This is a genomic window from Collinsella sp. An7 (assembly GCF_002159335.1).
Taxonomy (GTDB): Bacteria; Actinomycetota; Coriobacteriia; order Coriobacteriales; family Coriobacteriaceae; genus Coprousia.
In genome coordinates, this window is sequence record NZ_NFHP01000007.1 from 31,554 (window position 1) to 57,403 (window position 25,850).

16 protein-coding genes, 1 tRNA gene and 1 other RNA gene are annotated in these 25,850 nt (G+C 67.0%); 6 read left to right on the plus strand and 12 right to left on the minus strand.

The window, feature by feature from the left end:
• Positions 1-203: 203 nt before the first annotated feature.
• Positions 204-2,171 carry a KUP/HAK/KT family potassium transporter gene (locus tag B5G20_RS08445; protein ID WP_239286952.1) on the plus strand — a complete coding sequence of 656 codons (1,968 nt, stop codon included), beginning with the start codon at positions 204-206 and terminating at the stop codon, positions 2,169-2,171.
• Between the two features lie 290 nt (positions 2,172-2,461).
• Here B5G20_RS08445 and B5G20_RS08450 read toward each other — a convergent pair whose 3' ends face one another.
• On the minus strand, positions 2,462-3,343 hold the full coding sequence (locus B5G20_RS08450) for an HAD family hydrolase (protein ID WP_087356475.1): 882 nt from the start codon (positions 3,341-3,343) through the stop codon (positions 2,462-2,464).
• A gap of 421 nt (positions 3,344-3,764) precedes the next feature.
• Between B5G20_RS08450 and B5G20_RS08455 the strand changes: the two genes are divergently transcribed.
• Positions 3,765-6,035, plus strand: a complete 2,271-nt coding sequence (locus B5G20_RS08455; protein ID WP_087356476.1) for an LTA synthase family protein — start codon at positions 3,765-3,767, stop codon at positions 6,033-6,035.
• 237 nt (positions 6,036-6,272) lie between these two features.
• Here B5G20_RS08455 and B5G20_RS08460 read toward each other — a convergent pair whose 3' ends face one another.
• The 5 genes from B5G20_RS08460 to B5G20_RS08480 all read right to left on the minus strand — a co-directional run bounded on the left by B5G20_RS08460 (position 6,273) and on the right by B5G20_RS08480 (position 10,271).
• Entirely contained in the window at positions 6,273-7,082 is an 810-nt protein-coding gene (locus B5G20_RS08460) for a tyrosine-protein phosphatase (RefSeq protein WP_239286942.1), read from the minus strand.
• A 360-nt stretch (positions 7,083-7,442) separates the two neighbouring features.
• A complete protein-coding gene (gene bilS / locus B5G20_RS08465) occupies positions 7,443-7,964 on the minus strand; it encodes a flavodoxin family protein BilS (protein ID WP_087356478.1) in 522 nt (173 codons plus the stop codon).
• Positions 7,965-8,089: 125 nt separating this feature from the next.
• Positions 8,090-8,815, minus strand: a complete 726-nt coding sequence (locus B5G20_RS08470) for an ABC-2 transporter permease (RefSeq protein ID WP_087356479.1) — start codon at positions 8,813-8,815, stop codon at positions 8,090-8,092.
• On the minus strand, positions 8,816-9,793 hold the full coding sequence (locus B5G20_RS08475) for an ABC transporter ATP-binding protein (protein WP_087356480.1): 978 nt from the start codon (positions 9,791-9,793) through the stop codon (positions 8,816-8,818).
• Between the two features lie 94 nt (positions 9,794-9,887).
• Positions 9,888-10,271, minus strand: a complete 384-nt coding sequence (locus B5G20_RS08480) for a GntR family transcriptional regulator (RefSeq protein ID WP_087356481.1) — start codon at positions 10,269-10,271, stop codon at positions 9,888-9,890.
• Positions 10,272-10,551: 280 nt separating this feature from the next.
• On the opposite strand from B5G20_RS08480, the gene B5G20_RS08485 reads away from it, so the two are divergent.
• Genes B5G20_RS08485 through B5G20_RS08495 form a run of 3 tightly spaced genes read left to right on the plus strand, consistent with a single transcriptional unit; the run spans position 10,552 to position 15,227 of the window.
• Positions 10,552-11,988 (plus strand): hypothetical protein, encoded by a 1,437-nt coding sequence (locus tag B5G20_RS08485; RefSeq protein WP_158094429.1) that lies wholly within the window; start codon positions 10,552-10,554, stop codon positions 11,986-11,988.
• A 44-nt stretch (positions 11,989-12,032) separates the two neighbouring features.
• A complete protein-coding gene (locus B5G20_RS08490; protein ID WP_143750255.1) occupies positions 12,033-14,525 on the plus strand; it encodes a hypothetical protein in 2,493 nt (830 codons plus the stop codon).
• 9 nt (positions 14,526-14,534) lie between these two features.
• Entirely contained in the window at positions 14,535-15,227 is a 693-nt protein-coding gene (locus tag B5G20_RS08495) for an ATP-binding cassette domain-containing protein (RefSeq protein ID WP_087356484.1), read from the plus strand.
• Positions 15,228-15,282: 55 nt separating this feature from the next.
• Here B5G20_RS08495 and B5G20_RS08500 read toward each other — a convergent pair whose 3' ends face one another.
• From B5G20_RS08500 to B5G20_RS08515, 4 genes are all read right to left on the minus strand, one after another.
• Complete coding sequence (locus B5G20_RS08500; RefSeq protein WP_087356485.1) at positions 15,283-17,145, minus strand: ABC transporter ATP-binding protein; 1,863 nt, start codon at positions 17,143-17,145, stop codon at positions 15,283-15,285.
• Positions 17,138-19,162 (minus strand): ABC transporter ATP-binding protein, encoded by a 2,025-nt coding sequence (locus tag B5G20_RS08505; RefSeq protein ID WP_087356486.1) that lies wholly within the window; start codon positions 19,160-19,162, stop codon positions 17,138-17,140. The genes B5G20_RS08500 and B5G20_RS08505 overlap by 8 nt, the downstream gene beginning before the upstream one ends.
• Positions 19,163-19,345: 183 nt before the next feature.
• Positions 19,346-19,439: signal recognition particle sRNA small type (gene ffs, locus B5G20_RS08510), an RNA gene on the minus strand.
• A 72-nt stretch (positions 19,440-19,511) separates the two neighbouring features.
• Complete coding sequence (locus B5G20_RS08515) at positions 19,512-21,368, minus strand: glycerate kinase (protein ID WP_239286943.1); 1,857 nt, start codon at positions 21,366-21,368, stop codon at positions 19,512-19,514.
• 348 nt (positions 21,369-21,716) lie between these two features.
• Here B5G20_RS08515 and B5G20_RS08520 point away from each other — a divergent pair.
• Positions 21,717-21,803 (plus strand) — tRNA-Ser (locus tag B5G20_RS08520).
• Positions 21,804-22,551: 748 nt separating this feature from the next.
• Here B5G20_RS08520 and B5G20_RS08525 read toward each other — a convergent pair.
• Positions 22,552-23,598, minus strand: coding sequence for a branched-chain amino acid aminotransferase (locus B5G20_RS08525; protein WP_087356487.1), 1,047 nt, complete (start codon positions 23,596-23,598; stop codon positions 22,552-22,554).
• A 325-nt stretch (positions 23,599-23,923) separates the two neighbouring features.
• Positions 23,924-25,513: an endonuclease/exonuclease/phosphatase family protein gene (locus B5G20_RS10190; protein WP_143750256.1), complete on the minus strand. Its 1,590-nt coding sequence runs from the start codon at positions 25,511-25,513 to the stop codon at positions 23,924-23,926.
• Between the last annotated feature and the right edge of the window lie 337 nt (positions 25,514-25,850).

A 25,850-nucleotide genomic window follows, 5' to 3' on the forward strand; every position in this document is an offset into this window, starting at 1 on the left:
GTTTGGGCGCATGCGGCCTCCTGCGTACGGAGGCGCTGCGCGGGCCGCGCGCCCGCCCGCCGCGCCGGCGCAGCGCGTATCGGCTGCTACAAGGAGTTTCTTCCATGAGCACACACCAGAATGGCGAGCTATCGACCTCGGCTAAACCGGGCGATAAAGCCGCCGGCGGGACGCACCCCGCCATCCCGGTGAGCATCGGCGCGATGCTCGTCACCCTGGGCGTTGTCTACGGAGACATCGGAACCTCGCCCATGTACGTCACCAAGGCGCTCGTGGCCGGCAACGGTGGCATCATGAGCGTCACGCAGGAGTTCGTGCTCGGCGCGCTGTCGCTCGTCATCTGGACGGTCACGCTCCTCACCACGGTCAAGTACGTCCTCATCTCGCTCAAGGCCGACAACCACGGCGAGGGCGGCATCTTCGCCCTCTACAGCATCGTGCGGCGCTTTGGCAAATGGCTCATCATCCCCGCCATGCTCGGCGGCTCGGCGCTGCTCGCCGACGGCATCCTCACCCCCGCCGTTACGGTGACCACCGCCATCGAGGGTCTGCGCACCATCCCCGAAGTCTACGGCGTCATCGGCGATAACCAGATGAACGTCGTGGCCATCACCCTTGCCATCATCTGTCTGCTCTTTGTGGTGCAGCGTGCCGGCACGAGCAAGATCGGCCGCGCCTTTGGCCCGGTCATGACGCTCTGGTTTGTCTTTCTGGGCGTCATGGGCCTTCTGCACGTGCTCGACAACCCCGTGGTCTTTCTGGCCATCAACCCCGTCTACGGCATCCAGTTTCTGCTCTCGCCCAACAACCACGCGGGCTTTATGATCCTCGGCAGCTGCTTCCTCGCCACGACGGGCGCCGAGGCCCTCTACTCAGACATGGGCCATGTGGGCCGCGGCAACATCTACGCCACCTGGCCGTTTGTTAAGGTCTGCTTGCTCTTCTCGTACCTTGGCCAGGGCGCGTGGCTGCTCGCCAACGCCGGCAATGCCGAGCTGCTCGCCGTCGACGACCTCAACCCCTTCTTCCAGATGCTCGATCCGGGGATCCGCCCGTTTGCGGTGCTGCTCTCTACCGCCGCGGCGATCATCGCCTCGCAGGCACTCATTACCGGCGCGTTCAGCCTGGTCTCGGAGGCCATCCGCCTCGACCTCATGCCCCACATGCAGACGTTCTACCCGGCCGAGACCAAGGGCCAGCTCTATATCCCCATGGTCAACTACGTGCTGTGGATTGGCTGCGTCGTGGTGGTGCTCCTCTTCCAGAGCTCGGCGCACATGGAGGCGGCGTACGGCCTGGCCATCACCATCACTATGCTCTGCACAACGCTTCTGCTCTTCTTCTATCTGCATAAGATTCGCGGCCTGCGCGTGGCGCCCTGGATCTTTGTGACGTTCTTTGCGCTGCTCGAGGGGTCGTTCCTCGTGTCGTCGCTCACCAAGTTCTTCCACGGCGGCTACTTTACGCTGCTCATGGCCGCGCTCATTATGGCCATCATGCTCTGCTGGTACGCCGGCACCGCGGTGGAGCGCCGCCAGGCCACGCTGCTGCCCATTAAAAACTACCTGGGCCAGCTCGACCGTCTGCGCCACGACACCACCTACGACCTCGTGAGCGACAACCTCGTCTACCTCACCAACGGCACCAACACCAACTTCCTCGACCGCGACATTCTCTACTCGATCCTCGATAAGCACCCCAAGCGCGCCAAGGCGTGGTGGTTCATCAACATCCAGACGATGGACGAGCCGCACACCTTTGCCTACTCGGTCGAGAACTTTGGGACCGACTACGTCTACCGCGTGCACCTCTACCTGGGTTACAAGGTGCCGCAGCGCGTGAACGCGTACCTGCGCCAGGTGGTGCAGGACCTCTCGGCCACGGGCGAGCTGCCGGCGCAGGTGCACGAGTACTCGGTCTACAAAAAGCCGAGCCCCGTGGGGTCGTTCCAGTTCTACATGCTGCGCAAGACCCTTTCGCCCGAGAGCGACGTGGACCATCACGAGCGCACCGCCATCGCGCTCAAGTACGCGATCCGCCGCTGGGCGGGGTCGCCGGCGCGGTGGTACGGCCTCGAGAACTCGAGCGTCTCGGTTGAGTACGTGCCGATGTTCACGAAGTTCCGCTCGGTCGGCCGCATGAAGCGCATCGGCGTGAACGACCAGCCGTAGCGGCGCAGCTTGGCGGGGTGACCGGCCCGGTTTGGCTTGGCGCTGCGCCGCGCCGCGCGTTGCCTGCGCGAGTGTTGAGCGCCCTCCCTCGGTAGCTATGCCGAGGGAGGGCGCTTTTTGTGTTGAGGGCTATGCTTGGGTGAGCGACGCGTTCCGGCGGGCGCCGCGCCCTTCGCACGGTGCGCTCGCCGCGCGGCCGCCGTTGACCGGCAGGGTTTCCGGCGCTGACGGGCTGCACGCTCCGGGCGACTTCCACCGGCACCCGCGCCGGGGATCGCCAGGGTTTTTCTTTACAGCAGGTTCTGCTCGAGCCAGACCGCCACGCCGTCCTCGGTGTCGGGCGGGCAGATGTCATCGGCGATGGCCTTGATCTCGGGCGTGGCGTTGCCCATGGCCACAAAGGTGCAGGCGCTCTCGCCAAACGTGACGTCGTTGCCCGAGTCGCCAAAGGCCACCACGCGGCCCTCGTCGATCCCGAGCCGCTCGCACAGAATGGAGAGGGCCGAGCCCTTGCTCACGCCGGCGCGCGTGATCTCGAGCTCGGTGGGACCCACACAGGCGAGTTCGAGCCCACCGACGGCATCGCTCGCGCTCAGCAGGTCGATGGCCGCCTGGGTCTGCTCGACCGTGTCGAGCATGCAGCCCACCTTGTACACATCGGTATCGAGCTCGTCGAGCGCCTCGTCGATGCTGGGGATCTCCGCCACGTCCTGACCGCCGGCGAGAGCGTTCTCCACAAAGCTGAAGTTGGTGCGGTCGCCGTCGCCCGTGCCGCGGCTGGCGAACTTCTCGCGGTTGAGCTCGCGGTCAAAACCGCTGATGTTGGGCGCAAAGAGGCTCCAGCCGCCGCGCCCCGCCGTACCGCCGAGCGAGCGCACCGCCTCCACCACGGCGCGCACCTGCGAGACCGGCATCATGCGGGCGCTCAGCACCCGGCCGTCGCGCGCGCTGCTCACGCAGGCCCCGTTGACCGTGATGTTCCAGTCGAGCCACGGCGCATCGACCAAACTTGCCCCGAGCATGCCGACGGGCCGGCCGCTGGCCACGGAGAGCATCACACCCGCCTCGTGGGCGGTCTCAAACGCGCGGATCACGCGGGGGCGAATGTACTTGGCGTGGTCGACGTAGACGGTGCCGTCCAGGTCGAAGGCAATGAGGTCGAATTTGGGCATGTAGTCCTCCTGCGCACGTGCAATATCTTGCCGCGCATCATCTTAGCCGCCCAGCGCGCGGGCGCGGCCGAGAAATGTACGGACAACCAAAGGAACCGAGAGGACGGGGTCGCGGCCCTCCCTGGGTGTCGCGGGCATCCCCGCCACAAAGCCCCGCCCTTTTGTAGCGGTTGCGCGGGTCGCCGGCCCTCCCCGAGCGCACCGGAGCCGCCATACCCGCCGTAACAAGGCCTCCACTTCGCCCGAAATCCATCATCCTTATCAAACCCTTACGACCTTATAGCTTTTCCATACAAGCTGCAGGTCGTCGGCAGATTCTAGACAATCTGCGGCTACGATAGTGGGTTGTTGCATATCAGGGTTTCGTGAGGTGCGTGTCAAGGCAACGCAAGGCGCGCGCCACCGAGATGGAGGGTCCTCTATGGTCGTCGCCATCATATCGTTCATCGCCGCCGTAGCGAGCATCGCGCTCGGCGTGTTCGCCAACCGGCGCTTTGCCGCCCTGCCTGCCGAGGAGGCCGGAGCACCCGCGGGCAATGCTGACGCGCCTGCCAATCGCACCAAGGCGCTCCCCTTCCGCACGAGCGGCATCGTCTGGGGCGTCGTCTTTACCGCCCTCCAGGTCTTTATCGGTGTGTGGGCGGCACTCGGCCTTGTGCAGAACGACGTCCTCTCGTCGCTCATCATGAACCTCGTGATCACCGCCTGCGCCGTGGCCTGCTTTACCCGCCCCCACCTCACCGCGCGCCTGCGCGCCCTCACTGCGGAGGGCGGACGCTTCCCCCATCCGCTCGCAGCCAGCATCATCGCCCTCGTGCTCGCGGGCGTCTTTGCCACGTTTGGGCTCGAGATTCCCAGCAACCACGACATCACCTGGATGTACCCACTCTGCCTGCTGCTCGAGTTTGCGCTCATCACCGTCGCGATGGCCGGGCTCTTCTTTATCTCGCAGCGCCGCGGCGGCGCGAGCGCCTTCCTCGCGCTCGCGCTCTGCATGCTCGGCATCGCCGAGTACTTCGTGATCCTCTTCAAGTCGATGCCCATCCAGCCCGGCGACCTCTTTGCCCTCAGCACGGCCGCCGCGGTAAGCGCCGGCTACACCTACACGCTCTCGGCCTACTGCCTCTACGGCATCGCGCTCGCCGCCGTGGCCGCGCTCCTCTGCCTCGCCGCCGGCGCGTGGCGCCCCGAGCGCGCCCAGCGCAGCCGCCGCGGCCTGGTAATCAACCTCATCGTGGGCGTGCTCTGCCTTGCGGGGATCACCGCGCACGTCACGCTCATCGACTACTACAACACCCTCGGCATCCAGATCTACACCTGGCGCCCGCTCGAGAGCTACTACCGCCAGGGCTACCTGCCCTCGTTTATCTCGAGCGCGCAGACCATCATCCCGCCCAAGCCCAAAAACTACTCCACCGGCACCGCCGAAAAGCTGCTCGACGAGTACGTTGCCACCTACGACGAGCAGGATGCCGCCAACGAGGCGCGCACCCAGGCCACCGCGCAGTTTGACGAGGAAAAGCCCACGGTCATCGCCATCATGAACGAGACCTTCTCCGACCTCTCCATCTACCAGAACCTCCACGCCGGCTACGAGGGCCCCACGTTCTTTAAGAGCATCTCCGACGCCGTGGCGCGCGGCACGCTCTACGTCTCGGCGTACGGCGGCGGCACGTGCAATACCGAGTTTGAGTTCCTCACCGGCAACTCCATGGCCTACCTCGGCAACGGCGTGTACCCCTACTCCACCTACAACCTCACGCAGACCAAGAACCTCGCCCAGCAGTTCAGCGACCTGGGCTACGCCACCACGGCCATGCACCCCAACCACGGCACCAACTGGAACCGCGAGAACGTCTACCGCGACTTTGGGTTTGACAACTTCCTCACCATCAACGACTTTGCCGATGCCGACCGTCTGCGCGGCATGGTGACCGACGAGGCGACCTACGACAAAATCCTCGACCTGCTGAACGAGAACAGCGATCCGCAGTTTATCTTTGACGTGACGATGCAGAACCACTCCGGCTACGAGACGGGGCTTCTGCCGTACGACAAGCAGGTCAACTATCTCGTCGACGGCGTGTCCGACCCCGAGGTCAACGAGTACCTTGCGCTCATCCAGGAATCCGACCGCGCGCTCGAGGAGTTCCTGAGCAAGCTTGAGAAGCTTGACCGCAAGGTTGTGCTGGTGTTCTTTGGCGACCACCAGCCGTTCTTCCCCGACACGTACAACGACGCCTGGTTTACCAACGAGGACGAGGCCGTGCACGCCGAGCGCCTGTGGCAGACCGACTACGTGATCTGGGCAAACTACGACGTGGCGGGCTCGAGCCAGACGAGCGAGCAGGTCGACACCTCCACCAATTACCTCGGCTCGATGCTGCTCGAGCTCATCGGGGCGCCGCTCACCGACTACCAGAAGGCGCAGATTGCGGCACGCACGGAGATGCCGGCCATCAACACGACCGGCTACTGCGACGCCGACGGCACGTGGTTCCTCACGGGCGAGAAGATCGATGCGCCCGAGGGCTCCGCCGCGGAGCGCGCAGCGACCACGCGCTACGACCTCTCGATGATCCAGTACTTTGAGCTCTTTGGACACGGAGGCGGCATCTTTACCAAGCACCAGCAAGACGCCGCCAACGAGACCGACCCCAACCTCGCCCCGGGAACGACGAAGATCAAGTAAGACAGCCTGTCCGGGCGCCCCTCGCGGTGGGGGCGCCCGGCCACGAGGGTCGCTGGATAAACTCGACCCCCGATGTGAGCGCATCTTTTAGAATGGCTCGGTAGTACTCCATTGAGATAAAGTGCTCAACTGGTCTTTTGCCGAGAATTTCGCGCGGATTTACCCGGTCTACTCGGGGATTCCAAAAGATGCACTCACATCGGGGGTCGAGTTTTTGCGCTAGGCGCGACTCCGTGGCTACGCCCGGCCCCGAAGTCGCGCAGCAAGTCGGTCAAGGAGAGCCGGGTCGCAGCCCGCCTGCTCCACAAGGTAGCGGCGCGCGCCGCCGTAGCGCCCGTGCAGGTGGTCGATGGTGCGCTCCATCTCGCGGGGATTCGCCTCAAAGAGGCAACGGGGCACGCGACGGCGCAGCGCCACCGACACGGCTGCGCGCTGCAGCCGCAAGAAGCCGCCCATATAGTTTTGGGTGACGGCGTAGTCGGCAACGATGTTGGCGCGCGGCACGCCGGCAAGCTCGAGCAGCAGCATGCAGATCACGCCGGTGCGGTCCTTGCCCACGCGGCAATGAAAGAGCACGCAGCCCTCCGGCACGTCGAGCGCCGCCATGACGCGGCCCACGTTTGGGGCGTCGCCGTCGAGGAGGTCGCGATAGCTTGCGAACATGCTCTCGGGCAAGAGCCCCGCAAAGCCGTTGGAGTTGAGCTGGTCCATAAGGGGGATGTGCGCGTACGACACTCCGGGGTGCGGGCGGCGGGCGTACGGGTCGGACAAAAAGCGCAGCTCAAAGTTGCTTCGCACATCGACCACCCGCACGAGACCGTACGCCTCAAGCTCATCGCGGTCGCGCAGGGTGAGGCGGGTGAGCGAACCGGACCGGAGAAAGACGCCGCGCGCGGTGGTGCCGCTCCGCCCCTGCTCGTCCATAAAGGGAAAGCCGCCCAGGTCGCGCGTGTTGCGCACGCCGACGAGCGGCAGCGGCTGGGACGTATAGGGCTTGGGCGCGGGCATGATGCGGACCCCTCCGGCGGGGGAAGTCAGGGTAACCATATGATGTACCTTACCCGATACGCCGTCCGTCTTGCCGAATGCTGACCGAACGCTTACGCAATACATGAGCGGGGCGCCGCAGTTGGACATCGCCGGGTGGGGCCCGTTGGCCGCAAGGCGCCGCGGCTGGACATGCGCGCAGGGCGCCGCGGCCGGACGTCACCGAGATCCCGCTGGCAGCAGGGCGCTACAGCGAGGCCGATCGCCATACTGCGGGACGCCCCCACACAGCCCCGCCCGGCCATGGAGAGCCCGCGGGCCAGTGCACGGACGCGGCCCGCGGGCTCGACGCCCACATGCAACATGGGATGCACTCGGACGCATCGGCCGCTACCCTACGTGCGGGCTCGGCAGCGGCCCTTACGCCAGGGCCTCGCGGGCAGCTGCGACGATACGCGCCAGATCGGCCTCGTCGGGGTGCGCGAGCGCCGCGTCGAAGTTGTCGATCATACCCCGGATGCGCTCATCGCCTGGATGCTCCGCGAGCATCGCCTCGTAGCGGGCGCGCACGCCGGCGCCCATCTTGCCTTGGCACATCGCGCCGCCCAGGTAGGTTGCGTCCTCGGGCAGGTGGGCGCGCACGCGGTCGAGAATCTGGGCAAAGTACGCCTCGCTCCCGCCAAAGCCCGCCGTGCCAAAGAGAAAGACACGCTTACCGCCGAGCCGCTCGAGCACCGCGGCAAGGTCGGGCGCACAGTCGCCCTTGTCGGTCCAGAACCCGGCGAGCACGGTGTCCGCCCCGCCGAGCTCCGTCTCGGCAACCTCCTCGGGCGCAAACGGGCCGGCCGCTGCCACGCCGGCACCGGCCAGCTCGCTCGCCAACGCATCTGCCACGAGCCGTGTGTTACCACTCTTGCTGCTCACCACGATCAAGCACGTCATCTCTGCCTCCTGCCATTGGTATCCCCCGTCTTGTACCCAACTTGCCCCCATGCATTTCGGGACGGGGTTGTTTTGAGTCATGCCGCGCAACATGGATCAGATGGAACACGTCCCCAACTGACCCATTACAGCTCGCGGCGCTCGTAGAGCTTGAGCGAGACGGCGGCCGAAATGCCGAGCACCACGACGGCAAAGGCCACGGCGATACCGAAGCACACCGCCACACCCATCGGCGTCTCGATGAAGCCGAGGAGCCGGGTGATCGTCTCCATGTGGACGGCGCCGCTATCGAGGATGCCCGTGCCGTTGACGATGAGCATGGGCCCTACAAAGAGGAGCACCGTGATCATGGGCAGCCACTGAGTAGTCTTGTTCTGGCCAAACCTGAAGTAGATGGGTGTCTCGATTGCGGCGATGAGCGCGCCCAGCGCCAGGCAGAACGCCGTGGCAAAGACCGCCCCCTGCAGCATCTCCTGGTCAAAGGCGATAGCTTGCGAAAGGCCAAACGGCAGGTCGACAACGCCCGAGAGCGCAAGCAGCACCGCGCAGGCGGCCCACCCTGCCACAAGCCCCACCAGACCGAGCGTCACGATAACGCCGTAGCGCCCAAGCACGATGTCGCGGCGGCTCACCGGCATGGTAAGCCTAAAGCGCCCCCAGCCGTTCTGCTCGTCGTACGCAGCCGCCGCCATGGTACCCATCATAAAGAACATCATGGTGAGGATGGCGGGCGCAGCCACGATGGAGCCCATGCCGGCGCTCACAAAGATCGCCACAAAAAAGCCGACGCCCATGAGCTGCCTGATGTAGTCGCGAAAGATCGTCAGCTCCATAAGGTATGCGCGCTTCATCTATCGCACACCGCCTTTCAGGGTGAGGGTAAGGTAGTCGTCGATGGCCATACGGTCGACAGGGATCTCCGGAAAGCGCTCGGCAAACGTAAAGCGGTCGGGCACGAGCACGTCGATGCCGTAGTCGTGCTTGCGGTAGCGCAGCTCGCGCTCGGGAATGAGCCCCGAGGCCGCCACGCGCTCAAAATCTGCCACGCGGCAGCGGGCGATACCCATCTCGTCAGTGATCTCGTCTTTGGCGAGGTCAAAGACGATACGCCCCGCGTCGATGCAGAGCACGCGGTCGGCGATGCGCTCGAGGTCCGAGGTTATGTGGCTCGACATGAAGATGGCGCGGCCCGGCTCGGCCACGAAGTCGCGCAGGCGGTCCAGCAGCTCGTCGCGCGCCATGGGGTCGAGGCCAGCGGTGGCTTCGTCCAAAATGAGCACCCGGGCATCGTGCGAGAGGGCGCAGGCGAGCGAGAGCTTCATACCCATGCCACGGGAGAGGTCCTTGACCTGCTTTGACCCCGCGAGCTCGAACTCGTGCGTCAGGCGCTCGAAACCGCGCTGGTCCCACGTGCGGTAGGCGTGCGCAAAGACCCGTCCCACGTCGACCACACGCAGATGTCCGGGCATCGAGACCGTGTCGAAGACCACGCCAACCCGCTCCTTGACCTCCGCGCGCTCCGGGCGCGAGAGCGCATGGGACGGCATGCCCAGCACGCGGGCTTCGCCCCCGTCGAGCGCGATGAGTCCGAGCAGCGCCTTGATCGTGGTGGACTTGCCGGCACCGTTCTGGCCGACGAAACCCACGATCTCGCCCTCGTCGACGGCGAAGCTCACGTCTTGGAGCGAGAAGCCGTCGTAGTGCTTGGTGATGCCGCGCGCCTCGATGATGTGCCCACGATCGCTGAGGGTAAAGCGGGATCGGCCCGAGGTTTCGGCAAGGCCCCTCGTGGCGAGGGAGTCCTTTGTATCATCGACGATAATCGCCATGCGAATCACTCTTTCGGTCGGATGGAGATGGATGGGGACAGGTTCATTTCATCCCCTGGATGGGGATGGATGGGGACGGGTTCATTCCATCCCCTCACGGCTGCGCCCCCTCTTCGAGCGCAAATTCGAACATCTCGGTGAGCTCGGCGTCGGTGAGCCCGAGCGAGCGCCCGGCATCGATCGCCTGCCCCAGATAGCCCTCGACATGGCGGAGCTGCTCCTCGCGGATGAGTTCGGCGTTGCCGCCCGCCACGAAGCTGCCCTTTCCCTGAACCGTCTCGATGAAGCCGGCGGCCTCGAGGTCGGCGTAGGCGCGCTTGGTGGTGATGGCGCTCACGCGCAGGCTGTTAGCCAGTGCACGGATGCTCGGCAGCTGCTCGCCCTGGGTGAGTTCGCCGGTGAGGATGAGGCCCTTGATCTGACTTGTAATCTGCTCGTAGATGGGGGCCGAGCTGGAATTTGAGATGATGAGTTCCACGTAATCGATATCCTTTCTGTGCGCCCGGCGGGGCGTCCCTTGCCGGGATGCCGCGCGGCGGGCGTCCCCACAGCGCGGCGCGGCGACGGCCCGACGTCTTCGACCGTCTCCGCATCGGGTACACTGTATATACTCGATAAGTACAGTATATACACTCATATACACAGTGCAAGTTCTTTTTTGGGTACGATGGAAACATCGGCACGGAGAGGGAGGGCTCGTGCGTCGGGTGCTTCTGAGCTTGCAGCGGGCAATCGCGCGACACCGCGCACTCGTCGCGGTGACCCTCCTTGCGGCCGCACTCGCCGCCTTGCCCGCGCTCAGACCGGTTGTCGGCTGGTCGAACGACCCCTCCGCGCAGCAGCAGGCCTTTCGCTCTGACCCCACCTTCACCGAGGCGCGCGATGCTCTTGCGTCCTATCGCGAGCTGATTGAGATGGGAGAGCGCCTGCTCGCACAAAAAGGTCCCGACCCCGCGCTTGAGCGCATGCAAGACCAGCTGGAGCGCTCCGTGGCGATTCTTGCGCGCATCGTTGAAGCACCCGACGCCTCAGCGTACTGGGGCGCCTATGCCGAACTCCATGAGCTGAATGCCGAGGATACCAACAGCATGCGCACCTACTGGAGCGCACGGGCGTCATTTGAGCGCGCCCTTTCCGAGCTCGCGACGCCCGTGGTGTACCGGCTTCCCCAAACCATGCCCGCGCTCGTGTACCTCACTTCCGATCTCTATGTGCTCGCACCGCTCGCGCTCAGCCCTTGGGGCGCGTGGCTGCTCCCAGACGACGTGCCGGGCTACGATGGGTCGCTCGACTTTGCGGTTTGGATGATCCCCCTCGCAGCGGGCGTGCTCGCCGGGGTGGAAAGCGGCGTCGTCCGTCGGGGCAGCACCCGCGGCGGCGCCTGCGCCGCAGGTACACGGATGCGCAACGGAACCTGGGCGCGCAGCCTTGGGCACGCGTGGGTGCGGGGTACGGCGTGGGGCGCCGGTGCCGCGCTTGCAGTAACGCTCTCCGGGGCGATGGCGGCGGCGCTGCGCAACGGGGTCGGCGACCCCTCCTACCCGATCGTCTACCTCACCGGCGGAAACGCCACCGTCTCCACCACGGTGGGCGCCGTCCTTGTGGAGCGCGGCACCCTCATGCTCGGCATCGCGGCGCTTGCGTCCGCCGTCGCGGTGGCGCTTCGCACGCTCACCCGCTCGCGCATCCCCGCAGCGGCGCTCATTGCGGGCAGTATCGTCCTCGCGGCGCAATCCTGGTACTTCGCCCCGCTCAGCCCTCTGCGCGGGGTCGCTCCGCTGCTCCCCACAACGTACCTCGACCCCAGCCGTGCGACGGGAAGCGCCCAGGCCGACATGAGCGGCCTGCCAGCGGCCGGGTTCGGAGGCATCGACGCACAAACCGGGATCGCGGTCATCGCAGGCGGCGCAGCGTTTCTTTTCGCTTGCACCCTTGCCGCGGGCCTTCTCGCGCGCTCGGTCGCGCGATGGCTCGGCCGCAACGGGCGGAGGGGCGCGGCCGTGCGTCTGCCGCTGCCCTCCCGGCGCGTACTCTTTCGCATCGGCGACGCCCCACGCGCTTGCGCTGCTCGCGCACCCGGCGATCCTCTTGCCCACGGCCCGCCAAAGCCGGTACCGGCACAGCTCAATGCGTCCCCGTACGTCGCGTGGTGTCGACTCGTCTCCCTTACGCACTCGCGCATTCCTCCCCCATAGCCCAAGGAGCAAATGATCACGAGAGCGAAAGAGAGATGATTCACATGCTGAAAGTCCATGGCGCGCATCGCCGACAAGGCACCCGTGCTACTCCGGGAGCGCTCGGCCTCACCGTGCGCTACGCGCGAGAACTCACCCGCACCACCGTCAAGAACCGCCTGCTGTGGGCCCTCGCCGCGGCCGAGGCGCTGCTCTTGTGCCTCACCCTCGCCCTACCACCGGGGCAGCTGATCCCCACTCCGTTCAACCGCGCCGATGCGACGGCGGGCGCCCGCCTCGCCCTTGAGGGCGCGCAGACGACAGAAGGGGTATTTGCCCGCATGATCGAGGCAGGGCGCCCCCTCAGCGCCGCCGACCACCGAGCGCTCGAGGACGCACGCACAAGCGCCGCCCTAGCCGAGGACCTGCTCGCCGCCGAGGGCGACCGCGCGTTCTACACCGCCCTCGCGCGACAGCTCCGATGGTTTGAGCAGCAGACGCGCGCGGGCAACCTCTTGGGCGGCAACGCGGGCGACTACGCGCTCGAGGCTGCCTTTCTGGAGCAACTCGTCACACTCGACGATCCGCGCGTCTTTGAGCGGACCGCCGATATGCCCCTTCTGACCCTTCTCACCGCGCACTGGCAGAGACTGGGACGCATCCCGTTCATCAGCGCGCTCACCGACGCGCTCGTGCTCGCCAGCGGTGCGGCCGACGACCCCGCTCTGCAGCCGCCCATCGGCTATGCGGCGCATGCGCTCTTTACGATACCGCTCGTTGCCGTGGCGCTCGTAGCGACGCGCTGGCAGACCCACCGCCGCCTCGCCGCGCAGGCGCCCGTTCCGCGCGCAGGCGCGCTCGCGGCGACGCTCGTCGTCTCCACCGTGCTCACCACGGCTATGCTCGGCGCGATCATGCTGCCGACCGCCACGTTTGTGCTGCTACGCAACGGCATGGGCGACGCTGCCTACCCCGTGGCGTACTACTTTGGCACCGAGCCCGTGCTCACGACAGCGGGGCTCGCCCTTTGTGCCCTCGTCTGTCGCATCCTGCTCGTAGCGCTCTGCGTGTCCGCCCTGGCCCTTTCCGCGGCCACGATCTCGCACCGCGTGCTGCCCGGTGCAATCGTTCTGGGTGCGCTCGCCGCGCTCCCCCTCGCACCGCAATACTTCGACCATCTGGGGCCCCTCGCCGACATCGTCCCCTGGCTCCCCAGCACATACCTCTGCATACCCGAGACCATAGGAGCGGCGGAGAGCATCCCCTCGCTTACCAGCGCCATCATGAGCCTGCCCGGGGTGAGCGTAGCGCGCGGACGGGCAGTGCTTGGCGCCACCGCCTTGGCAGCGCTCGCGCTCAGTGCGGGAATCGAGGCGCTCCGCTGGAGCACCGGCGGCTTGCGGCACGGCGCGAGAGCGGACCGAACCGGCGGTGGGGGCACCGCGCCTGGCAGCGAGGGCACCGCCCCCGGTGATCTGCCCGCGCCCAGCAGTGAGGGCGCCGCGCACGGCGATTTGCCCACATCCGGCAGCGAGGGCACCGCCCCCGGCAGCCTGCCCGCGCCCGGCCATAAGAACGTGACAAACCGCCATCACAACGACGAGAGCGGCCCGGATGCGCGCGGGACCGAGCGTCACCGCAGCGCGCGCACGGCGGATGACAGCCGGCCAGCCGCGCGTACGACGCGACACCTCCTTGCGAGCCTTGCCCTCACCGTCGCACACGCGCCTGTGATCGCCGTCGCCGTAGCAGCGCTCGTCATCGTCGCTACGGCGCCCGCCGCGCTGCCGCTGCGCACCGGCATGGACCCGTTCACCCAAGAGCATTATCGCGAGCGGATCCGGCAGCATCGGCAGACCCAGGACCCCCAGGCAGCCACATTTGACGCCGCGCTCGCCACCGAGGAGCAACGCCTTGTGCACAACGCCGCCTACGCCGACGGAGACCGAGCGTTTGCCGAGGCAGCCGCCACCTACGAAACCTGGCGCTGCGAGCTCATCGCCTCGGGCGAGCTCGTGCCGAGCGATCCCGGCGCATCCGCGGACGCCGCGCGCCGCGCCGAGCTCTACACCGCCCTCGCAGGCCTCCCCGACCCACGCGTCATCACGCTGAGCTCCGAGCTCCCCGCTGTTGCGTACCTCGCCCACCTCGCCCGTCTCGCACCCGTCCCGCTCTGGGGTATGCCCTCCCTCGCGACAGGCGCTGTGACGGTGGCGCGCGTACGCTGCGGCATCATGCGGCAGGCGCCCGTCCCCGCGCGCGGGCGCGGTGCCGTGGCATGCCTCGTGGCGCTTATCGCGGGAGTCATCGCCTGCGCGATCACACTCGCCGGCGCCATGGCGCTCGCATGCGCGCGCAACGGCTGGGGAGACCCGCAAACGCCGTCCCTCGTCTCCGCGGCGGCGTTCGCCCCCGCAAGCGACGTGATCGCCCGGCAAGCGCTCTCCGTCTCCCTCGTCATCCTCGGCATCGCGCTTATCGCAGGCGTCGCCGGCGCCGCGCTCTCCCGCGATACGCGCCGCACCCTGCACCGCATCCCTTCATCACGCCATCGGTAAGGAGGCCTCATGCTCATCGCAACCCATCTCAGCCTTGGATACGGCAGGACCGTACTTTTGGAGGACGTCTCGCTCACGCTCGAGCCGGGAACCGTCACCGGGCTCGTTGCACCCAACGGCTTTGGCAAGACCACGCTGCTGCGCGCCCTTGCGGGCATCGACGGGGCGCGGGCGCGCGGCGCGCTCGACGTCGATGGCACAGGCCCGCGCGATGGGAGCGCCCTGCGCCGCCTCGTCTTCTACGCTCCGGGCGACGCTACGCTCCTCTACCCTAACCTTACGGCGCGCGACCACCTGCGCATGGCGGCGCGGCTGTGGGCAAGCCCACTCGACCCAGACGTCGTCGCCCGGCGCACCGGCACGGACGCGTTTGCGCACAAGCGCGTCCGCGCGCTCTCGCAGGGCATGAAGCAGCAGCTCACACTCGCCATCGCCTATCTCACCTGCGCGCGCTACCTCCTGCTCGACGAACCCATGAACGCCCTCGACCCCACCAACGTGCAGCTGCACTCGCAGATTCTGCGCGGCATCGCGCGGCGTGGGGCCGCCGTGGTCATGAGCTCGCATATCCTGGACAACATCGACGCCATTGCGGACCGCATCGTCTTCATCAAAGACCGCGGCCTCATCGAGCACGACCCCGCGCACAGCACCGCACGGGCCCTCGAGCTTTACCGGCGCCTCTACCAGTCGTTCACGTAACGGGTCGTTTGCCTGCCCTTAGACGACAATAGGCGGCAATGGTGAGATTCGCAGATCAGGCAAACTGCGCGCGGTACAGCTCCGCGTAGGCACCGCCCGCGGCGATGAGCTCGTCGTGCGTGCCGCGCTCGATAATCCGGCCGTCGCGCATCATGAGGATGCAATCCGCCTCGCGAATCGTGCTCAGGCGGTGCGCCACCACAAAGCTCGTCCGCCCAGCCATGAGCTGGTCAAAAGCCGCCTGAACCTGCAGCTCCGTGCGGGTGTCGATCGAGCTCGTAGCCTCGTCGAGCAAAAGAATCGCTGGGTCGGTGAGCATCACACGGGCGATGCAGAGCAGTTGCCGCTGCCCCTGAGAGAACGTCCCGCCGTCCTCACCGATCACCGTGTCATACCCCGCGGGCAGCGCCCGGATAAACGAGTCGGCGTGCGCCCGCTCGGCCGCCGCCACAATCTCCTCGCGCGTGGCATCAGGCCGCCCGTAGGCGATGTTCTCAGCCACCGTGCCCTCAAAAAGCCATGTGTCCTGCAGCACCATGCCAAACGCTGCGCGCAGGCTCCGCCGCGTGAGCTGCCGGATGTCCACCCCGTCGAGCGCGATGCGCCCCGCGTTTACGTCGTAAAAGCGCAGCAGCAGGTTGATGAGCGTGGTCTTACCGCAGCCGGTCGGTCCCACCAGCGCAAACCGCATGCCGGGCCGCGCGTGCACGCAGATGTCGCGCAACAGCGGGCGCTCGGGCACATACGAGAAATCCACGTGCTCGATCGCCACATCGCCGCGGGGATCGACAAGCTCCACGGCATCGGGCGCGTCGGGGGCCTCCTCGGTTGCGTCGAGCAGGGCGAATATGCGCCGGGCCGAGGCAAACGCGATCTGAATCTGCGTGATTACGCTCGTGACCTCGTTAAACGGCTTGGTGTACTGGTTGGCGTAGCTCAAGAACGTCTGTACCCCGCCCACGGTGAGCGGCGCGGGCCAGCCGGTGATAACGCACACGCAGCCGAGCACGCCCACCACGGCGTAGATGATGTTGTTGATAAAGCGCGTCCCGGGGTTAGAGAGCGAGCTCAAAAACTGTGCGCGCTCGCCCGCCACGTACAGCTCGCTGTTAAGCCCCTCAAAGCGCTCCTCGGCGCGCGGCCCAAAGGCAAACGCGTCCACGAGCTTCTGCTGGCCCACGTACTCCTCCACGTGCGCACCGAGATTGCCCTGGATGCGCTGCTGCGTGGCAAAACTGCGGTTGGAGAGCTTGGCGATGAGCCAGGCCGCAAGGATGGAGAGCGGTGTGACGAGCACTACCACGATGGCCATGGGAACCGACACCGAGAGCATAAAGACAAGCGTGCCCACAATGGTGACGACGCCGGTAAAGAGATTCGTGAAGCCCTGGAGCAGGCCGTCGCCGATCTGCTCAACGTCGTTGACCACGCGGCTGATGAGGTCGCCGTGCGGGTGCGCGTCGATAAACGAAAGCGGCATGCGACCGATCTTCTCGGACGCATCGACGCGCAGGTCGCGAATGGCACGGAACGAGAGCCGGTTGATGCAGTAGCCCTGGACCCACTGGGTCACCGCGGCAATCGTAACCACAACGGCAAGCTGCACCGCAATCGCGCCGAGCCGTGCAAAATCGACGTTGCCCGTCCCGATGATGCAGTCGATGGCCTGGCCGACCTGAATGGGCACGTAGAGCTGGAGGATAACGGACACCGCCGCGGTGACGAACGACACCACAAAGAGTCCCGCATGCGGACGAACGTAGCGGGCGAGCCGGCGGACAACCGTTGCCGGAGAAAGTACGGGACCGCCCGCGAGCGAACCCGGACCGCCAGGTGCGTTGGGGCCGGAGGAGGAGCCGCCGGCGATGCTCGAGGTGACGGTTGCCACCGATCCGGTCGATGCGTAGGGATTAGGCACGGTCGGTCACCTCCTCGGTGGGAAGCACGGACGAGGCGGGGGCTTCCGGCGCGGACGTGGCGCCCGGCGCCGACTCGGCATTGCCCGGCACGACCTCGCCGGGCTGGACGGCGGCCGGTCCCATGCCGCCCTGCGCGCGCAGCCGCTCCTCCGCACCCGGCACCTCCTCGCCCTGGGAGGTACAAATCTCCTGGTAAATGGTGCAGCTCCGCACGAGCTCGGCGTGCGTGCCAAGCCCCACGACGCGCCCGCGGCGCATCACGCAGATCAGGCTGGCCTCGCGCACCGACGAGACGCGCTGGCTCACGATGACCGTGGTGAACGGCAGTCCGCCCTCCGCAGCGCGTGCAGCCGAGAGCTCGCGGAGTGCCCGGCGGAGCGCCGCATCGGTCTTAAAGTCGAGCGCCGAGGCGGAGTCGTCCAAGATGAGCACCGACGGCTCGCCCACCAGCGCACGGGCGATGGTGAGGCGCTGGCGCTGCCCGCCCGAGAAGTTCTTGCCGCCGGCCTCAACCGGTGCGTCGAGGCCCTGTTCGAGTGCACGGACCACGTCGGCCGCCTGCGCGACCTCAAGCGCGCGCCACAGCTCCTCGTCGGAGGCGTCAGGCCAGCGCCAGCAGAGGTTGGAGCGGATGGTCCCCGAGACGAGGCTCGCCGTCTGCGGCACCACCGCAACCTCGTGTCTGAGCTGCGCCAACGGCCAGCTGCGCACGTCGGTGCCAAAGAGCTCGACCGCGCCCTCGCTCGCATCGTAGAGACGCGGGATGAGGTTGACGAGGGTCGACTTGCCCGAACCCGTGCCGCCGATCACGCCGAGCGTCTGGCCGGGCATGAGCGAGAGATCCACTGCGTCGAGCGCCGGTGCGGAGGCACCGGGGTACGTGAAGGAGACGTCGCGGAGGCGGATGGCGGGGGCGGATCCTACGGGGTCCGCGGCGTCCTCGGCTGCAAGAGCGCTCACACCGCCAGCGGTTTCGGCCGCAAGAGCGGCCTTCAAGTTCGCTGCTTCCTCCGCCACCGCATTTGCGGCATTGGGCAGTTCCACCTTTGTGTTGCCCGTATCGATGATGCTCGGCGTACAGTCAAACACCTCGTTGATACGCCAGGCGCTCGCGCTCGCCTTGGTAAAGACGACCACGAGATTCGCCACGTACACAATGGAAAGCAGCGTCTGGGTCATGTAGTTTACAAAGGCCATGACCTCGCCCTGCGAAAGACTGCCCACGCTTACGAGCTGGCCACCCTGCCAGAGGATGGCGCACACCGCGAGGTTCATCACCAAAAAGGTCACGGGGTTGAGCACCGCCGAGAGCTTGCCCACGGCGATCGCCACGGCCGCCTGGTCGTCCGCTGCCTTGCGGAAGCGCTTTCGCTCGTGCGCCTCGCGGGAGAAGGCGCGGATCACGCGCACGCCCGAGAGCCCTTCGCGCGTGAGGAGGCCGATGCGGTCGAGCCGGGCCTGCACCTCGCGAAAGAACGGGACGCTGCGGGACATGACCCACCAGAACACCGCGGCGATGATGGGCGTCGAGATGAGGAAGATGAGCCCAAGCTGCACGTTGATCAGCAACGCGGCGATCATGGAGCCCACCGCCAAAAACGGCCAGCGGATGAGCTGACGGATGGCCAGCGCCACGGCAAGCTGCACCTGGTTGACGTCGTTGGTGATGCGCGTGATGAGCGAGGGCGTGCCAAAACGGTCGAGCTCGGCGTACGAGAACTCGTTGATGTGATGGTAGAGCGCGGTGCGGATATCGGTGCCGATGCCCTGCGACGCGCGGCTCGCCATCTTTTGGCAGACGAGCGCAAAGGCAATGCCCACGAGCGCAAAGACGCCCAGCATGCCGCCGTAGTACAACACTGCCGAGAGGTCCCGGTGGGTAACGCCCTCGTCGATCATCGCCGCCACCACAAGCGGCGTGAGCACGTCAAAGACGACCTCGATGAACTTGCAGAGGGGCCCTACGATAAGGTTGACGCGAAACCGGCCAAAGAAGCGCCGGGCGATCTGGAGCATAGGCATCTCCTGGCGGCGCGCCTGGGAACGATGGGGCACGGCCGCGCCGCGGGCCGCACGACCTGTCTAATGATACGGCATCGGCGGGGCGCAGCTCGTTATTCCGCAGCGCCGTAACAGAAAGCTGAGGCGCGGGCGGCGGCATTGCCGGGCGGCGGGCGCAGAACGCAAAACGCCCCGTGCGCTCGATGGGAACGGGTGCCCGGCAGAGGCTCCTTATGGCTGCTTCCTCCCGGACCTGACCAGGTTCGGAACATATCGTCACCCGAACCCATCGAACGCGCAGGGCGCGTGCAGTTATCTTACCCGCTCGGCAGCGACGGGGCAAGCCTCGCCCCGGAATCTCCCGTTAGCGTCCGGCGCGTAGAAGGTAGGCGCGGAGCGCAGCCTCGCCGGCGGTACGAAGATTCGCGCGCGTTTCCTCCGGGCTGAGTGCCTGCTCAAGCGGCATCGGGCGGCGCACGATGGGGAGCACGAGGTCGATGCCCGCCTGGTAAACCGCATCAAGATCGTCTGTCCGACCGCCGCAGACCGCAATGACCGGCACGCGGGGGTTGACCGCTTTGGCTCGGCGCGCAATACCCACGGGAGCCTTGCCCGCCGCCGTCTGCGCGTCGAGCGTGCCCTCGCCGGTGATGACCAGGTCCGCCGTACGCACTGCCGCATCAAAGCCCGCAAGATCGAGCACGGCGTCGACGCCTGAGGAGAGGCGCGCACCCAACGCGAGCGCGGCAGCCGCAAGCCCGCCGGCGGCACCCGCACCCGGCACACCCGCCAAGGAACGCGGCCGTTTGCCCGGCGCCCCCACCTGCATATCGGTGCCGTCGAGGGCGTCGCGCGCCTCCGTGAGCCGCGCCGCGTAGGCAGCCGTCCAGCCATCGGCCTCGGCAAGCTCCTCCCCGTCAAGCTCTGCGAGCCCCTTTTGCGGACCGAACACGCGGACCGCACCGCGCGGGCCCACCAGCGGGTTGCGCACATCGGCCAGCACCACGAGCTCGACGCCGGCAAGCGTTCGCAGAGCCGGCGCAAGGTCGATGCGCACCACGTCGCGCAGACCAAAGAGCCCCGGCGCCACGTCATCGCCCGCCGCATCGGCTACGCGCGCACCAAGGGCTTGCAGAAAGCCCGCGCCGCCGTCGCTTGTAGCACTTCCTCCCAGGCCCAGGTAGATGCGGCGCGTGCCCTGCGCCACAGCGTCGCGCACCAACTCGCCAACGCCTCGCGTAGAGGCTGCGAGCGCCGCCTGAGCGGTGCAGGGCGAGTAGCCGATGCCCGCCGCCTCGGCCATCTCGATAACCGCCCAGGCACCCGTTGCATCGCCATCCGCCAGCTCGGACTCCCCTTGCAGGTAATGCGCACGCACCGTACGGCCAAAGGGCCCGGTCACCTCAAGCTCCTGCAGCGTACCGCCGCAAGCCGCGCGCACCGCCTCCACGGTGCCCTCGCCGCCGTCGGCAACGGGGATGCAGCTCACCTGTGCCTCCGGCGCAGCGTGGCGGATACCCTCGGCGACCCACCGCTCTGCCTGCCCACTCGTAGCCGAACCCTTGAAGGAGTCGATAGCAACGAGCACCCGGGGCGCGCGGATCCCCGTCAGCGCAACCCGCGGCTTGCCGCCCTGCTGTGCGCAGCCAGCGGCTTCCCGAGCATCGCCCTCGCCTTTTGCCTGCGAGTTTTCCGCGCCCGCGCCGCCAGCCGCCTCTGCGCGGCCGGCGCACTGAGTGCAAGCCTCCTTAGGCTGAGCCTCTGAGCGGCGCGCGGCCCGCAGCTCGGCAAAAAACGACTGCAGCACCTCGGCGCACTCGTCCTCCAGTACGCCCGCCGTAACCGAAAAGGCATGATTAAGCCGGCTGTCGTCATTGAGCTGGTACAGGGTGCCGAGCGCCCCGCCCTTGGGGTCGGCGGCGCCGTACACGCAGCGGCTCACCCGCGCGTTGACCATAAGGCCCGCGCACATGGCGCAGGGTTCGAGCGTAACGTAGACGGTGCAGCCCGTAAGGCGCCAGCAGCCGAGTGCGCGCGCCGCGGCGAGCATGGCCGAGAACTCGGCATGCGCCGAGGGATTCTCGTCCTGCTCGCGACGGTTGTGCGCCCGTGCAATGATCTGTCCTTCGTACACCACCACGGCGCCAATGGGCACCTCGCCCTCCGCCGCCGCAGCACGCGCCTCGGCCAGCGCCTCGCGCATAAAGCGCTCGTCGTCCACCGGCGTTGGCCCCGGCTCCGGCCGGTCCCCCGTCGGCGTGTCCTCTGGCGTTGACCCCGGCTCCCGCCGGCCCCCCGTTGGAGCGTCCGCCGGCCCCTGCGCGCCATCTGTCGCCGGGACGAGCGTCGACCCCTGCACGGACTGCCCGGGAGCCGGCGCATGTTCCGCCAGAGCGGACCTCGACACAGGCAGACGGACCGTCGCTGCCGCGCGGGGCTCCTCCGCAGCACCCGCCGTCGGCATTCGCCCATCTCCACCGGCCGATGCCGCTTTATCCGTCCACGACTCGCCCACAGGTGCTCCTCGCCTCGCCGCATTCGTTCATTCGATGCTATCATTACGCGTTACGGAGAGATGGCAGAGCGGTTGAATGCGGCGGTCTTGAAAACCGTTAGGCGCGTGAGCGTCTCGAGGGTTCGAATCCCTCTCTCTCCGCCCGTTTCTTATCGCAACGCAATAGCCTGGGGCATAAGTCCCACTTGAACGGTGCCGCCCCCACACCGCATGCCGCGAGCCGGCCGGCACCCCTGCGGCACGCCAGCACGCTGTCCCCGTCGCCCGCGGCCCAACCGAGCCATATCCCACTCGCGACAAGGCTGCGCCGGCGTGCCCAACAAGAACCACCGCCAAACAGCCCGGGAGAGCCCGCTGCCCTGGCATCCGCAAGGCCTTTGGGCAAAACGAATTGACTCTGTGGCCAAAAACGGCGTCGAAAAAGTATTTTGGTCATCCTACAGGGCCCCACCGCATGCCATCGACCATCTAAACGAGGACCCAGCGCCTCCCCAAGGCGCTAACGACCGGTCAGCCGCCGATCTTACAGGCGCATTTTACTTTTTCGAGGCCGTTTTTGGCCACAGACGCCTTCTTTTTTTCCTTCGGCGTCAGCCCCGGGCTTTCAGCAAGCTGCCCAGCCCGATAAATGAGGGCCACGCCATTGCCGCAACGGCCCACCGTACCCGACCTCCGCAGCAATCTGCCGTTTGCGTCACGACCAAGCGCCCGCTCGTCATCCCGCGAACGCTCGCCACCGCTCTTTCCCCTTCCCCGTCCGCCAAAAGAGAGGAGCAGGCAGGGAGGGGTCGAGCCCGCCGCACCCCGCAGCGCGTTGTACGCAAAAAGCGGGACGCGCCTGCGCAGCACGTCCCGCTCATCAACCAATCAGCTTGTCCAAACGCCAAACCTAGCAAATCTTGACGACCCAGCCCTCCGGGCCCTCGATCTCGCCGGACTGGATGCCGGTCAGGGTCTCACGGAGCTTCTGCATCACGGGGCCGACGTGCTCCATGCCGCCCTTGCCAAAGACGATCTCCTCGTCGCCCTTGACGACCTTGCCCACCGGGCTGATAACCGCCGCGGTGCCGCACATGCCGCACTCGACAAACTCGTGCATCTCGACCTCCGAGAACGGCACGGGGCGCTCCACGACCTTCATGCCGAGCATGTGCTCGGCCACGTACACCAGGCTGCGGCGCGTGATCGACGGCAGGATGGAGTCGGTGTGCGACTTGGGCACCACGAGCGTGCCCTCGTGGTCGACAAACAGGAAGTTCGCCCCGCCGGACTCCTCAACGTAGGTGTGGGTCTCGGGGTCGAGAAACATGTTGTCGGCAAAGCCCTCGGCGTGCGCCTGCACGCTCGGGTAGAGGCTCATGGCGTAGTTGAGGCCGGCCTTGATGTTGCCAGTGCCGTGCGGTGCAGCACGGTCGAACTCGGGAACCTTCACCGCCACGGGCTTAACGCCGCCCGAGTAGTACGGGCCCACAGGCGTCACGAGGATGCGGAACTGGTACTCGTCGGCCGGGGCAACGCCGATGACCTCGCCGGTTGCCACCATAAAGGGGCGCACGTAGAGCGTGGCGCCCGAGCCAAACGGCGGCACCCAGGCCTCGTTGGCCTTGACGACCATCTTAACGGCCTCGATGAACTTGTCCTCAGGGAAGGGCGGCATCACGATGCGGCGCGCGGAGTCGGCCATGCGGCTGGCGTTGAGGTCGGGGCGGAAGCAGACAATGTCGCCCGACTCGGTGGTGTAGGCCTTGAGGCCCTCAAAGACCTCCTGGCAGTAATGGAAGATGCCGGCGCACTCGGAGAGCGTGAGGGTGTGGTCGGTCGTGAGGCCGCCCTCCTCCCAAGCGCCGTTCTTGTAGTTGCAGACGTAGCTGTAATCGGTCGGCTGATAGGCAAACCCGAGGTTGCCCCAATCGATATCCTTCTTCTCCACTGCCATGACGTGCTCCTTTGCAAGCCGAAAACACACGTTGCACGCCGTCCGGGGCCGTACCCCGCGGGGTGCGCGTATAACCTGCGTCCGATTGTACCCCCGGGCGGCAAAGACCGGGGCAATGTAACCGCAGCGTAACGTTTTGTGGGCGGGCGAGGGTAGGCTTGCGTCGTGGCTGGGCGACGGTGGGGCGTGGCCTGCCGCGCGGCCGCATGCTTGGGCGACGGTGGCGAGCCCGGAGTCGCCGAAAGGCGACATACTCGAGCAACGGTGCCGGGCCAGAGGGCCGGCGCCACCGGAACGATCGCCGCTACTTGCTGGGGCCTACGCCCTACCCCACTGCCTCGAGCGTTGCCAAAAGCGCCTGGTGGTCGGTGCCCGAGATGGTCGCCGTGGCGAGCTCGCTCACCACGATGCCCGAGTCCTTGGCGTAGACGATATGATCGATCTCGACCAGCGGCGGAATCACGGTGTTGGACGGATAGGTCATGTGAAAGCCCTCGCCCGCCGTGGCACCGGCGTCCACAAACGCCGAGCCCAGCAGCTCGCGGAAGCGCGCATGGTCCCACGTGGAGTTAAAGTCGCCCATGATGAGGTAGGTATGGTCGTAGCCCGAGAGCGACCCGATGGTCGAGAGCCCCTCCTCCCACAGGTCTTGCGCGCCGCGCACCGGCGAGTTGGGGTGAACGCTCACTACGCGGACGGTCGCGCTGCCCACCTGGATGGTCGCGGCGGGCATGGAGCTCGTCTCGATGGGCAACAGATTCTGCGAGATGTTGCTCATGGGGGCGAGCGTCCAGATGCCGTTGCGGCCGCCGTTGTTGACGCCCGAGGCCCGGTCGGAGATCACGTGGTAGGGCAACAGTTCATCGATACCCGCCGCCGAGAGCTCCGAGGCAAAGCTGTCCGAGAGCTCCTGCAGGCAGAGCACCTCCACGTGCTGCTCGCGCACAAGCTGCACGATCTCAGCCGCAGAGGCGCGGCCGGCGAGCGTGTTGAGCGTCATGATGCGCGCCGCCCCGTCATCGACGGAGGCGGTGGCAACGGCCGTCTGGGCCGCGGCGGAGACCCCGGCGGTGGGCAAGAAATACCCCGCGTGCCACCAACCCATAAGACCGAGTGCGGCAACGGTGAACACGAGCAGCACCCGGCGGCGCCATAGGAAGGCGAGCACCAGGCACACAACCAGCGGGATAAAGAGCAGCGGCACAAAGGAGACGAGCTCGGGCACCGCGCGCCCGTTGGCGAGGCTCGCCGGCAGGCAGCGGAGCGCCATGAACCCGGCGCACACGATGAGCGCAAGCCACAGGAACATGCTGAGGCAGCCGTGCTTGGCAGGCTTTGGCGCACGCGGGGCGCGCTCGCGCCGGGAACGCGGCGGCGTGCCGTCTCCGCCGCCGGCGGAAGCGGTTGACGGGACTGCCGAAGTTGCCGCTCCCCGCGCGCCGGAGCGCCTAAACGCGCTCCCGCGCGACTGCCGGGCGGCGGTGACGCCATAGCTGGGCACCGTGGAGCCTGCGGGAGTGCGAGCACGCTCGGCACTTCGGGCAGAGCCGGCCCACGCCATAGGGCGCATGACCGTCTGATCGGATGCCGCACGGTCGGTTACCGGCCGGTACGCCGGCGGTTCGGGAGCGGCAGACCCCGCAAAGGGATCGTGCGGCTGCGCTGCCCGACCGCCCGCCGGCGCGCCATCCTGCGGTCCTGCCGCAGGGACATACCCCGCCGGCACACCGGAGCGTCGGGCATCCGGCCGTGCCGCGCGGGGCGCGGCATACGCCGGTGCCGCATGCTGCCCACCAGCCTGTGCTGCCACGTCCCCCACACCAGCCGGGTCATTCTGGGCTCGCCACGCATCGTCGGAGAGGGGTTCCCACTGCGCGTTGTTATACGAGGGGTCGTTATACTCCCGCTGCGCCATGGCCCCTCCTTTCCGTCGCTGCTCGGGCCTGGCAAGGTCTCCATCGTACCCAACCCGTCGCACCTCCACGGCAACCCGACACCTTCGACACAAGGGCTCAACGCGATATGAGGCCGTGGTAGAGACCGCGTGAATACGGCGGCTGCACGCCGGCCCGTCGCGGGAGGCCGTCGGGGGCCCAGCCCGTGGGTTTCCCGCACCAGATTGAAAACTCGACCCCTAAGTGAGAGCCTTATTTTGGAAATGGCGAGTAGACCGCCGAAATCAGCCCCAAAACCTCAGCAAAAGGCCAGTTGAGCACTTTAGTATGATACAGTGTACTCGACAGGCTCAAAAA

What these genes read in the sequence shown, in the direction of transcription:
- B5G20_RS08445 (WP_239286952.1), top strand. Translation starts at nt 204, where the DNA reads ATGCTCGTCACCCTGGGCGTTGTCTACGGAGACATCGGAACCTCGCCC.
- B5G20_RS08450 (WP_087356475.1), bottom strand. Translation starts at nt 3,343, where the DNA reads ATGCCCAAATTCGACCTCATTGCCTTCGACCTGGACGGCACCGTCTAC.
- B5G20_RS08455 (WP_087356476.1), top strand. Translation starts at nt 3,765, where the DNA reads ATGGTCGTCGCCATCATATCGTTCATCGCCGCCGTAGCGAGCATCGCG.
- B5G20_RS08460 (WP_239286942.1), bottom strand. Translation starts at nt 7,082, where the DNA reads ATGGTTACCCTGACTTCCCCCGCCGGAGGGGTCCGCATCATGCCCGCG.
- bilS (WP_087356478.1), bottom strand. Translation starts at nt 7,964, where the DNA reads ATGACGTGCTTGATCGTGGTGAGCAGCAAGAGTGGTAACACACGGCTC.
- B5G20_RS08470 (WP_087356479.1), bottom strand. Translation starts at nt 8,815, where the DNA reads ATGAAGCGCGCATACCTTATGGAGCTGACGATCTTTCGCGACTACATC.
- B5G20_RS08475 (WP_087356480.1), bottom strand. Translation starts at nt 9,793, where the DNA reads ATGGCGATTATCGTCGATGATACAAAGGACTCCCTCGCCACGAGGGGC.
- B5G20_RS08490 (WP_143750255.1), top strand. Translation starts at nt 12,033, where the DNA reads ATGCTGAAAGTCCATGGCGCGCATCGCCGACAAGGCACCCGTGCTACT.
- B5G20_RS08495 (WP_087356484.1), top strand. Translation starts at nt 14,535, where the DNA reads ATGCTCATCGCAACCCATCTCAGCCTTGGATACGGCAGGACCGTACTT.
- B5G20_RS08505 (WP_087356486.1), bottom strand. Translation starts at nt 19,162, where the DNA reads ATGCTCCAGATCGCCCGGCGCTTCTTTGGCCGGTTTCGCGTCAACCTT.
- B5G20_RS08525 (WP_087356487.1), bottom strand. Translation starts at nt 23,598, where the DNA reads ATGGCAGTGGAGAAGAAGGATATCGATTGGGGCAACCTCGGGTTTGCC.
- B5G20_RS10190 (WP_143750256.1), bottom strand. Translation starts at nt 25,513, where the DNA reads ATGGCGCAGCGGGAGTATAACGACCCCTCGTATAACAACGCGCAGTGG.